Source organism: Desulfovulcanus sp. (assembly GCF_982781345.1).
The window spans coordinates 1-11,092 of sequence record NZ_CEYAEZ010000078.1 but is presented as its reverse complement, the minus strand read 5'-3'; the positions used below and the strand labels follow the sequence as shown (position 1 = coordinate 11,092).

9 protein-coding genes and 1 tRNA gene are annotated in these 11,092 nt (G+C 42.9%); 7 read left to right on the top strand and 3 right to left on the bottom strand.

What is annotated here, in order from left to right; genetic code table 11:
* Positions 1–279 precede the first annotated feature (279 nt).
* On the bottom strand, positions 280–1,212 hold the full coding sequence (gene cbiB / locus AC3WVG_RS10510; RefSeq protein ID WP_488798074.1) for an adenosylcobinamide-phosphate synthase CbiB: 933 nt from the start codon (positions 1,210–1,212) through the stop codon (positions 280–282).
* Positions 1,213–1,689: 477 nt separating this feature from the next.
* On the opposite strand from cbiB, the gene AC3WVG_RS10505 reads away from it, so the two are divergent.
* The gene (locus tag AC3WVG_RS10505) at positions 1,690–3,477 is read left to right on the top strand and encodes an FAD-dependent oxidoreductase (RefSeq protein ID WP_488798073.1); all 1,788 of its coding nucleotides are present in this window, start codon (positions 1,690–1,692) and stop codon (positions 3,475–3,477) included.
* A gap of 116 nt (positions 3,478–3,593) precedes the next feature.
* Here AC3WVG_RS10505 and AC3WVG_RS10500 read toward each other — a convergent pair whose 3' ends face one another.
* Together AC3WVG_RS10500 and AC3WVG_RS10495 are read right to left on the bottom strand one after the other, a co-directional pair.
* Positions 3,594–4,043: a tRNA (cytidine(34)-2'-O)-methyltransferase gene (locus tag AC3WVG_RS10500; RefSeq protein WP_488798075.1), complete on the bottom strand. Its 450-nt coding sequence runs from the start codon at positions 4,041–4,043 to the stop codon at positions 3,594–3,596.
* A gap of 97 nt (positions 4,044–4,140) precedes the next feature.
* Positions 4,141–4,216, bottom strand: a tRNA-Val gene (locus AC3WVG_RS10495).
* Between the two features lie 174 nt (positions 4,217–4,390).
* On the opposite strand from AC3WVG_RS10495, the gene AC3WVG_RS10490 reads away from it, so the two are divergent.
* The 6 genes from AC3WVG_RS10490 to dnaK all read left to right on the top strand — a co-directional run bounded on the left by AC3WVG_RS10490 (position 4,391) and on the right by dnaK (position 10,825).
* Positions 4,391–4,567, top strand: a complete 177-nt coding sequence (locus AC3WVG_RS10490) for a hypothetical protein (RefSeq protein ID WP_488798072.1) — start codon at positions 4,391–4,393, stop codon at positions 4,565–4,567.
* A 39-nt stretch (positions 4,568–4,606) separates the two neighbouring features.
* Positions 4,607–5,629 carry a dTDP-glucose 4,6-dehydratase gene (gene rfbB, locus AC3WVG_RS10485; RefSeq protein WP_488798071.1) on the top strand — a complete coding sequence of 341 codons (1,023 nt, stop codon included), beginning with the start codon at positions 4,607–4,609 and terminating at the stop codon, positions 5,627–5,629.
* On the top strand, positions 5,626–6,486 hold the full coding sequence (rfbD, locus tag AC3WVG_RS10480; RefSeq protein WP_488798070.1) for a dTDP-4-dehydrorhamnose reductase: 861 nt from the start codon (positions 5,626–5,628) through the stop codon (positions 6,484–6,486). Before rfbB ends, rfbD begins: the two co-directional genes overlap by 4 nt.
* A gap of 327 nt (positions 6,487–6,813) precedes the next feature.
* The gene (hrcA, locus tag AC3WVG_RS10475) at positions 6,814–7,842 is read left to right on the top strand and encodes a heat-inducible transcriptional repressor HrcA (protein WP_488798069.1); all 1,029 of its coding nucleotides are present in this window, start codon (positions 6,814–6,816) and stop codon (positions 7,840–7,842) included.
* 386 nt (positions 7,843–8,228) lie between these two features.
* Positions 8,229–8,822 carry a nucleotide exchange factor GrpE gene (gene grpE, locus AC3WVG_RS10470; RefSeq protein ID WP_488798068.1) on the top strand — a complete coding sequence of 198 codons (594 nt, stop codon included), beginning with the start codon at positions 8,229–8,231 and terminating at the stop codon, positions 8,820–8,822.
* An 80-nt stretch (positions 8,823–8,902) separates the two neighbouring features.
* Complete coding sequence (gene dnaK / locus AC3WVG_RS10465; RefSeq protein WP_488798067.1) at positions 8,903–10,825, top strand: molecular chaperone DnaK; 1,923 nt, start codon at positions 8,903–8,905, stop codon at positions 10,823–10,825.
* Positions 10,826–11,092 lie beyond the last annotated feature (267 nt).

Here is an 11,092-nt window from a genome sequence, read left to right as displayed (position 1 = left end):
AGCTTGCGGATAAGCAGAGCATCGGGGTGACAAAGCTAAATATCCGGGACTATTTACCATAACTATCGACAATATAAAGAATATTCATTTACCCCAAAAACCCCATTATGCTCTGCCCGCAAACAAACCTTTTACCCCGTTGAATCCAGCGAAGCTGGTCTGGCTTGCCAGTATTCAACTGGGGTAGATTGGTCCAAGTCTTTGTTCCAGCATGAAAGAAACCAAGACTGGAATGAACTATGGAAATTAAGTTAATAAAAGGTTCAGGCACAGACTCTTTTACGAAAAAACAAGCCCTATCACAATAACAGCACCAAAAAACAAAAAACCGGCCGTTAAAATAATCGATATGAGCTGCTCTATTTTTTGGGCTGTAATCACCCCCCCGGAAAGGCCCAGTTTAGGCTTATCTTTAAGCTGATCAAAGTACACGGCCGGACCACCCAGTTCCACCTGCAAAATATGAGCGGCCATGGCCATGGGCCAGCCAGCATTGGGGCTTTCTGTCTTGCGGGCATCTTCAAGCACTTCCTTCCACTTTACCGCCACTGGCAAACGCAATACCTTGGCAGCCAGCCAGAAAAACAGGGCACTGAGCCTGGCCGGAATAAAGGCTAGAATATCATCAGCTTTGGCCCCGGCAAAACCAAGTTGCCGCCACTTACGATTCTTATACCCCCACATAGAATCCATGGTACTGACAAATTTATAAACCCAAACCCCGGCAGGTCCGCCTAAAACCAAATAAAAAAAAGGGGCACAAAAACCATCGTTAAAATTTTCCGATAATGTTTCCACTAAAGCACGGCACACGTCCTGCTCACCCATAACCCTCGTATCCCGGCTGACCAAAAAGGACAGGGCATGCCTGGCCTCCTCCAACTCGCCCGCCGTAAGTAATGACAAAACTTTGCGCCCTTCACTGATCAGACTACCCAGAGCCAGGGCAGCATACCCCAGATAAAGTGCAAAAAATTTTCCGATGACCGGCAAAAATGTCAAAAAGTAAACCAAAGACCATATTCCGACCGTTCCGGTTATCAACGCCAAAAAACCAGCCAGATATAAATTCACATTCAACTTACGAAAAAACTTCTCAAAAAAATTAAGAATACCCCCAACAAAACGTACAGGATGAGGCCAAGTCCCCGGATCGCCTAGGAGAAGGTCCAGGCCAAAACAAAGGCTAAGGAAAATCAAAAGTTCGTTCATGAAAATTTATCGGAACATACTTTTGTAATAATTAATAACAGTTAGCATCAAGTTGGTACCTATCTGGCAAAATAATCGGTCTTTGTTTAAACAAAGACTTTTCTTCTCGCAACATATTGAATTCACAACTTATTTACTTATCATCTAAAAACATTTAAAAGACCTCTGTCAATTATTTGTGATACATGTGACAAATGCCGATTGTCTGCAAATATCAACGCTTCATCGAAAATCTACGGATTTTTCCGCTGAAGATTTGTTTTTTTACAAAAAATCTGATAAAGTTTGGTCCTCATTTCACTCTTCAATGGCGCCTATAAAAATCGCACAGCACAAATCCAGTTTACCCTGAAAACGGTGAACCTGCTATGACGTAACTATTTATTTACAAAGGAATTTCTGTTTCATCTTTCTCCCAAATTTTACGCAGTCATTCATAATTACGAACAACAAACTAAAAAATGAGAGGATGTCCAAATGACTCAGAGAGTTTCATTATCTATTTCTCCATGTAGAAATGCCTGTCCTATCAAAAGACCCATTCAGCGTCACAATGTCCTTCTACATTATTTAGCTCAAGGTATTAAAGGCAACCTGGTTGATGAAAAAATTTTTCTCACTGTTTTTGATGAAATTCTTCATATCAATCCACTTTTTGGTGTATGTGGTTATGTCTGTGGCCTTTGTGAAAAATACTGTAACCGGAAACAAGTAGACACTCATGTTCATGTCAGGTTTATAGAAAGGTTTGTCTTTGACTGGTACAGGGACAAAGTGATCACCGGTGCATTGCCTGCATACAGACCAATCAAGCCTGCTGCGCGTATAGAAAAGAAAATAGCCATTGTAGGAGGAGGACCTGCCGGTATTAGTGCGGCCTTCTTTCTGGCCAAAGAAGGATATAGAGTAAGTTTGTTTGAGGCAAGGTCCAGGTTAGGGGGAGCACTTCGCTTTATTCCATCATTCAGACTGCCCGATGAAATTCTTAATTTCGCCATAGACCAGGTCATCAGTCCTTTGGGGATAGAGATTCATTTAAACTTCAGACCTTCCATTTCCTCATTAAAAAAAGAGGACTATGATGCTATCCTAATTGCCACCGGAACTCATTTACCCCGCCCTGTACCCCCATTTGCCCAAGGTTTTGAAGAAGTAGAAAACGCTATCGATATCCTGGCTGCTATCAGCGAAGGTCGACTGGATGAAAAGAAATATGCGGGTAAACAGGTGGTAGTTATTGGCGGAAGTGGTGTGGCCATAGATGCTGCACGCTCATTACGCCGTTATGGAGCCAATGCGGCCCTGGCCTGTTTGGAATCTAGTGACAGGTCATCCAAAGATGGAATCCTGGCCAATGAAGAGGATGAAAAGGGAGGTCTGGAAGAAGGAGTAGCATTTTATTACTCCCGAGGCCTGCAAAACATAGAAAGGCAAAACGGCAAACTGCTTTTAACCTTTTCTCGTTGTACTTCGGTTTATGATCTCAAAGACGGACAAAAAATATTTAATCCTCAGTTCGATCCCAACGATCTCATCACCCTTGAGGCAGATTATGTAATCTTCGGCATAGGCCAGTTACCTGATAGAGATTATTTACAGGAGTTATATACTGATGACGGACGCCTTGATGTTAATCCCCACACCTTTCAGGTATCGGACCAAAATATTTTTATGGCCGGAGATGTATTTAGAATCGGTTACGCTTCACAAGCCATAAATAGTGGCAAAGAAGCAGCAGAATCCATAAAAAAATATCTACAGGGTAAAAACCTCCAAGAAGAAAATAAACAAAAATATTACATATCACTAAAACCTCTGCCTTATACAAAAGAAAATATTGAGCCAAAGCCTGATCAAAAACCTGAATGTTTGCCAGTGGAAGAACGGCTACACAGTTTTGCTCTGGAACAGGCGGGTTTTACTTTGGATCAGCTGATTGCAGAAACCGGCCGTTGCCTGCATTGTGGTGGATGTGAAAACTGTAAAGGCTGTGTGACACTAGGATTCCGCGACGAATTATGCAAAATGTATATTATTGAGGAAAATTGTGACGGTTGTGGTTTTTGTATTGATGTATGTGCGGTAGGAGCAATTACATTAAAAGAGTATAATTCTGACGGATTGGTCAAAAAAATTGCCGAAGTCGATACTGTCCGTTGTCGCGGGTGTGGCATATGCCAGGCCACGTGTCCTAAAAATGGCTGTGCAGTAACAGGCTATGAACTTGACCGACTAAGAGAACAAGTAAGGCAAGCGCTTATTTAGAAAAGTTAGGAAGTTAGGAAGTTAGGAAGATAGGAAGATAGGAAGATGGGTGGATGGCAAATCCATAAAACAACTTCTTCTTATCTTCTCAACTTCCCAGCTTATCAACTACTTTCTTAAATCTTCCCTGTCTGCCTATAAGCCTCATACAAAATAATAGAGGCAGAATTAGCAAGATTTAGGCTGCGAACCTTGCCCCAAATAGGAATCCGTATCAGGTAGGGGGACTCATCTAAAATATACTCGGGCAAGCCCCTGGTCTCCGGCCCGAATACAAGCATATCCGTTTCTTCAAATTCAAACCGAGTATAATTTTGACCTTTTCGGGCACTGGTCATGACCAGCCTCTGCTCCGGACTCAAACTGCTTTTAAAGCTTGTCCAATCCTTCCATACCCTAAGGCTAACATGAGGCCAATAATCCAAGCCGGCTCTCTTTAAATACTTGTCCTCCAAGCTAAAACCCAATGGTTCAATCAGATTCAAAACAGTATTCGTGGCAGCACACAGCCTGGCAATGGTTCCAGTATTTGGTGGTATTTCCGGTTCAAAAAGGACAATCTGCATGTCTGAAAATAAATGTTTTAAAATTATCAAGGGATTACGCAACAAATGAAAGGGCAGGCCAAAGTTGCCTGCCCTTTCTTCGTGTCTTGTGCTGGTTTGGTGGGCGGTCGGGGATTTGAACCCCGGACTTCCACCGTGTGAAGATGGCACTCTCACCACTGAGTTAACCGCCCAATACTAAAGCTATCTTTATTCAAAATTTGAGATATTGGCAACTACTTTCAATTCAAAAAGCAGGGCAATCGCAACCAAATTTGCTACTTCGCTAGGTGCTTTTTATTTAAGAGCCTGTGACCAAACCCTTACCCCTTTTAATCCTTAACCCTTACCCCTCAATTAAGATTTAGGTGCGAAAGCCCTACTCAGCCAATGCCATCTCCCTTGAAGAATCCAATATTTTTCAATATAGGAGAAAAATCTTACAATATTTGCCCAAAGGTATCCTCTATGAGGTACAAAAATATCTATTCAAAACAACTGTCAAACGTTATCTGCTTCTGGACCGCGACCCCAAAACATTATAAGGAATAACGGAGCAGTCTGAACTAACTTAAGGAGGATACATGAACATTCTGGTTACCGGTGGATGTGGGTTTATTGGCTCTAACTTTATCTACTATTTATTCGAACATTATTCAGACGTTAAAGTCATCAACCTTGACAAACTCACTTATGCCGGCAACCTCAAGAATCTGGTTCCAATAGAAAAGAAATATGGTGATAAACGGTATTTCTTTATCCGCGGATGTATCGCGGACCGGGAACTCGTTCCAGAGATCCTCAAAAAATTCCAAATCGACGCTGTAATCAACTTTGCAGCTGAATCCCATGTGGATCGATCCATAAATGATCCTGCCCCTTTTATCACTACCAATATCAATGGCACCCAAAATTTATTGGAAGCTTCAAGACAAGCCGGTATTAAAAGGTTTATTCAGGTTTCCACGGATGAAGTTTATGGTTCCCTTGGACCAGAAGGACTCTTTTCTGAAGAGACACCTCTCGCCCCTAACAGCCCTTATTCCGCATCCAAGGCTGCAGCGGATCTATTAGCCAGGGCATACTATAAAACCTATGGTTTCCCTGTAATTATCACTCGATGCTCGAACAATTACGGGCCGTTCCAGTTCCCGGAGAAATTAATTCCTCTGGCTTTTTTAAAAGCCAGGCAAGATGAATCTATCCCAATTTATGGAGACGGACAAAATGTCCGAGACTGGATTTATGTCCTGGACCATTGTCAAGGCGTGGATTTGGCTTTGCAAAAAGGCAAAATTGGGCGTGTTTATAATTTTGGAGGAAATGCAGAAAAGCCTAATCTCGAAGTAGTCAAAGCAATCCTGGACTTTTTAGGTAAACCTCATACCTTACTCAAATTCGTACAGGACCGGCCCGGCCACGACCGGCGCTATGCAATGGACTTTTCTCTGGCTACCAGAGAATTAGGCTTTAAGCCCTCGGTTGATTTTAAAAAGGGTTTAGAATTAACTCTTAACTGGTACCTTGAACATCAAGATTGGATTAGCGAGGTCCAATCCGGAGAATATCAAAATTTTATGCGTAATTGGTATAAGGACAGAACATGAACAATCCTGGACGTGCCCTTGTTTTAGGTGGAAAAACCGGCTTGCTCGGTCAAGCCCTGACTACAGTTTTGACGGATGAAAATTGGACTGTATTCACCCCGGGTCGAGAGGACTTGAATCTCTTTGACCCCGAAGAAATAGCTTCATTTGTAGACCAAAATGAGATCAGCCATATCTTTAATACAGTGGCCTATACCAAAGTGGACCAGGCTGAAGACGAAAGAAACCTGGCCTATGAACTAAATAAAAAACTGCCGACCTTGCTGGGCAACATTGCCAGAGAAAGAGATATTTATCTCATTCATTACAGCACTGATTTTGTTTTTGATGGCCAAAAAAATACCCCCTATACCACAAAAGACAAAACTAATCCTCTAAGTGTCTATGGCCAGAGCAAACTGGAGGGCGAGAAATCTCTTTTAGATAATTCTTGGAATAAACTGATCATTATCCGTACGGCCTGGCTTTTCGGACCGGGCAAGTCCAATTTTGTGGCAAAAATTTTAGACTTGGCCCAAAATAGAGAAACTCTGGATGTGGTTCACGATCAGGTGGGGTCACCAACATACACACTGGATCTGGCCAAATACAGCCTTAAACTGATAAAAAATGCCGGTCATGGCCTTTACCATCTGACCAACAGCGGCCAGGCTTCCTGGTGTGAGCTGGCTTCAGAAGCAATCAAGTGTGCCGGTCTTCACTGCCGGGTCAATCCAATTACTTCCTCTGAATATCCACAAAAAGCGGTCCGTCCTCCTTACTCCGTCCTGGACTGCTCTAAATTTACCGAGATTACCGGGATTAAACCACGCTCCTGGATACAAGCTTTACGCGACTATATTTTTCGTGACTCGTAAAAATCGATCCGATACGGTTCGGCAAAATGACCGGAAAAACTCTCGATAAAAGGTTATTGATTTCTGATTATACTTAAGAGCCTGTGGCCGAACCTTACTTAAGAGGACAATTTTTCATAATTTTTTCAATCCTGATTTCTAATCTGGTAGTCAAAATGGTGTGTGGGCACAGGCTCTTAAGACTCCAGAACGGACTGCCGCCTGCCACTACCTGTTCTCCCTTGCCCAGAAAACAACTCAAAATTTTATATTACGGTTGACAGGTGTATTTTGCGTTATTAACTCTTTAGCACTTTATACGCTAGAGTGCTAAAGAGGTGTCATCATATGAGGTTAACACAAAGGGAAATAGACGTCTTATCCACTTTAATCCAGGACTATATTCTTACAGGCCAGCCAGTGGGTTCCAGGACTGTGGCCAAAAAATCTCAGCTTAATCTAAGCCCGGCCACAATCCGAAATATTATGGCCGATTTAAGTGAAAGAGGTCTCCTTTCCCAGCCACATACTTCTGCGGGCCGTGTGCCAACGACCAAGGCCTTGCGTTACTATCTAGACTCTATTTTAACTATCAACCCTCTTCCTCTGGAAGAACAGCAAAGAATCAGCAAAACATTGGAAGAGGTCGGCCCAGATCTACCCCAGACCTTAAGCCAAGCCTCAAAAATTTTATCCTCTTTGTCAAACCAGATAAGTATGGTTCTGACTCCCAGAAAAAGCCTGGTTCGATGGCAACAAATTGATTTTATTCTCCTTAGACCCGGCTTGGTTATGTCTGTTTTGATTCTGGATGGTGGGCTAATTCAAAACAAAGTTATTCAAGTTGATAAAGATATCACTGCTGATGAATTGATCAAGTATAGCAATTTCTTAAATGATTCCTTTCAGGGTAGAACCCTGTACCAGGTACGCGAAGAAATATTAGAACAAATGAAAAAAGCACACCTGGAATTTGAACACCTCTATAAAAAGGCACTCAAGCTGGCTCAGGACACCTTTGAAGCGAACAACCGCCAGGTTTTTGTAGAAGGAACAATCAATCTCTTAGAGGGAGAGGAACTTTCCGACATCAATGCTATGCGTGATCTATTCAAAATCTTAGAGGAAAAATCTAAGCTTTTGCAATTATTAGATAAGACCATCGAATCCAGAGGATTAAATATCATCTTGGGTGAAGAGCAAAACTTAGAAGAGTTGCAAGAATATAGTGTTATATCATCACCTTACAGCATAAAAGATGATACTTTAGGTGTGGTCAGCGTTATTGGTCCCATGCGCATGGATTACTCAAAAGTCATTCCAACGGTTGACTTGATGGCTAAAATACTTAGTCAAATATTCCGCAAGCATTTTTAGTCGTGAATCGTTTGCAGAGCCTGTGGGCAACCCCTATTTTAATCGTTGATTGAAAGTCTTGGTTTCTGAAATGCATTACAAACGGCTTGGGTAACCCAATCTTAGTGATGCTTGCGGAAAACAGAGCATCGGGATGAATGGGCTGAATACTTTGCGATATTGACCATAACTATCGATAATAAAAGAATATTTGTTTACCTAAAATATCCCATTATGCTCTGTCCGCAAGCAAGTTTTAGATGAGTCCAAGTCTTTGTACCAGCATGAAAGAAATCAAGACTGAAATAAACCTTGGAAATTAAGTTAATAAAAAGGTTCGGCCACAGGCTCTGTAGAAACGCGCGGCTTTGCCTCTCTACATAAAATATAACATCGGAGGAAAGGGTATGGATAATATGGATAAGGAAAAACAACAAGAAACCAAAAATACACAGCCCGTTGATAAAAAAGAACGGCCACAGACTCAGGAAACTAAAGATATAAGTTTAAATGACGAAGAGTTGAAAAAAATTTGCGAGGAAAAATTTTGTTCGGAATGTGAGCAATTAAAGGACAAGCAGCAGGAAGTATTACGTATTTTGGCAGACTCAGAAAATTTAAAAAAAAGACTTATTAGAGAGAAAGAAGAATTTTGTAAATTTGCCACTTCTACCATTATTGAAGATATTTTACCAATCATGGACAATCTGGAGCTGGCAATCACACATGGCCAAAAGACAGAGGCATGCAAGGATCTGTTGCAAGGGGTGGAAATGACCCTGAAGATGTTTAAAGAAACCTTAAAAAAACATGGCCTTGAACCAGTGGGTGAGGAAGGTGAAAGGTTTGACCCCAATATTCACGAGGCCATGGCTCAAGAAGAGCGTGAAGATATGGAAGAAGGCATGGTATGCCAGCTCATGCAAAAAGGGTACAAGCTTCATGATCGCTTGCTCAGACCAGCCAGGGTTATGGTCAGCAAAAAAAGTGAGAAAAAATAAATCTATATCCCTTTACTTCTGCGTAAACGGACTTATGAATTAAAATTGAAAAATTTCTTTCAAAATAGGAGGCTAATGTTATGGGAAAAATAATTGGCATAGACTTGGGAACTACAAACAGCTGCGTCTATGTAATGGAAGGCAAGGATGCCAAATGTATTACCAATCCTGAAGGAGGACGCACAACTCCATCTATTGTGGCCTTTACCGAGAAGGAAAGGCTAGTTGGCGAAATTGCCAAAAGACAGGCTGTGACTAACCCGGAAAAGACAATCTTTGCCGTCAAAAGGCTTATGGGCCGCAAGTTTGATGACCCGGCCATAGAAAAATGGAAACAAAGATGTCCATATAAAATTGTCCCCGGACCCAATGGGGATGCCTATGTTCAGGTAGGCGACAAAAAATACAGCCCACCTGAAATCTCAGCCATGATTCTGCAGAAACTCAAAAGCGATGCAGAGGCCTACTTGGGAGAAAAGGTCACAGAAGCAGTTATCACTGTTCCGGCATACTTTAACGACAGTCAGCGCCAGGCAACCAAAGATGCTGGCCGCATTGCCGGTCTGGATGTAAAAAGGATAATCAACGAACCTACTGCTGCTTCGCTGGCTTATGGTTCGGACAAAAAGGTTAACGAAAAGATCGCTGTTTTCGACTTAGGTGGCGGTACTTTTGACATCTCTATCCTGGAAGTCGGAGATAATGTAGTTGAAGTTCGGGCTACTAACGGTGATACCTTTTTGGGTGGTGAGGACTTCGACCAGAGAATTATCAACTACATTGTCGATGAGTTCAAAAAAGAAAACGGTATAGACTTAAGCCAGGATCGGATGGCCCTGCAACGGCTGAAAGAAGCGGCTGAGAAGGCTAAAAAAGAACTATCTTCCACCATGGAAACTGAGATTAACTTGCCCTTTATCACAGCCGACCAGACCGGTCCGAAACATTTGAATATAAAACTTACCCGGGGCAAGCTGGAAAAGTTGGTAGAAGACCTGGTGGAAAGGACAGTTGAACCATGCAGAAAAGCTTTAGAAGACGCAGGTCTTAAGCCTTCTGACATTGATGAAGTCATCCTGGTTGGCGGCATGACCCGTATGCCTCTGGTTCAGAAAAAGGTGGCTGAGTTCTTTGGTAAAGAGCCCAACAAGAGCGTAAACCCGGATGAAGTTGTGGCTATGGGCGCAGCCATTCAGGGCGGCATCCTGACCGGTGATGTGAAAGATGTTCTTCTACTTGACGTTACTCCGCTCTCTCTGGGTATCGAGACCATGGGTGGTGTCTTTACCAAACTCATTGAACGCAACACCACCATTCCAACGCGCAAGAGCCAGATCTTTACCACAGCCGCAGACAACCAGCCCTCAGTGTCTATCCACGTTCTGCAGGGTGAAAGACCAATGGCTGCGGACAATATGACTCTGGGCAGGTTTGAACTTACCGGTATTCCACCTGCACCCAGGGGAGTACCCCAAATTGAGGTTACCTTTGACATTGATGCTAACGGCATTGTCAATGTCTCGGCTAAAGACCTGGGTACAGGAAAAGAACAGTCCATCCGCATTACGGCTTCCAGCGGTTTATCCGAAGAGGAAATCCAGAAGCTTATCAAGGAAGCCGAGGCCCATGCAGAAGAGGATAAGAAAAAACAAAAACTTATTGAGGCCAGAAACCACGCTGACACCTTGATTTACACAACTGAAAAATCCTTGCGCGACCTGGGTGACAATATCGACAGCACCCTAAAGGGAGAAATTGAAAATAAAATTGAAGCCCTGAAGAAAGCCATGGAGGGCGATGACGAGGAGGCCATCCGTCGGGCAACCGATGAACTGGCCCAAGCCTCGCATAAACTGGCTGAAAAACTTTATGCCCAGAAAACAGAAGGTGGCGCTCAGGCCGGGGAACCTGGAGGAGCCAAGGCCGGTCAGGCCGGCGGTCAAACCGGGACCCAGTCTGGTGACGACGATGTAGTTGATGCTGACTACACCGAAGTCAAATAGCACTCCTTGACAGTTTGTAAAACCCCTACCTATAACCTAAGGCCTGGACATTGGACCAGGCCTTTTTAATTTCTGGCCATAATTTTCATGATTAAAGGATTAACTATTTTTTTCTAACTCAGTTAACCAAAAGGACTCAAGGGCAGGCACATAGGACTTCCCTTGAGAGCCTGTGGCCAAACCCTATTTTAACCGCTGATTGAAAGTCTTGATTTCTGAAATGCATTACAAACGGCTTGGGTAACCCAATCTTAATGAAGCTTGCGG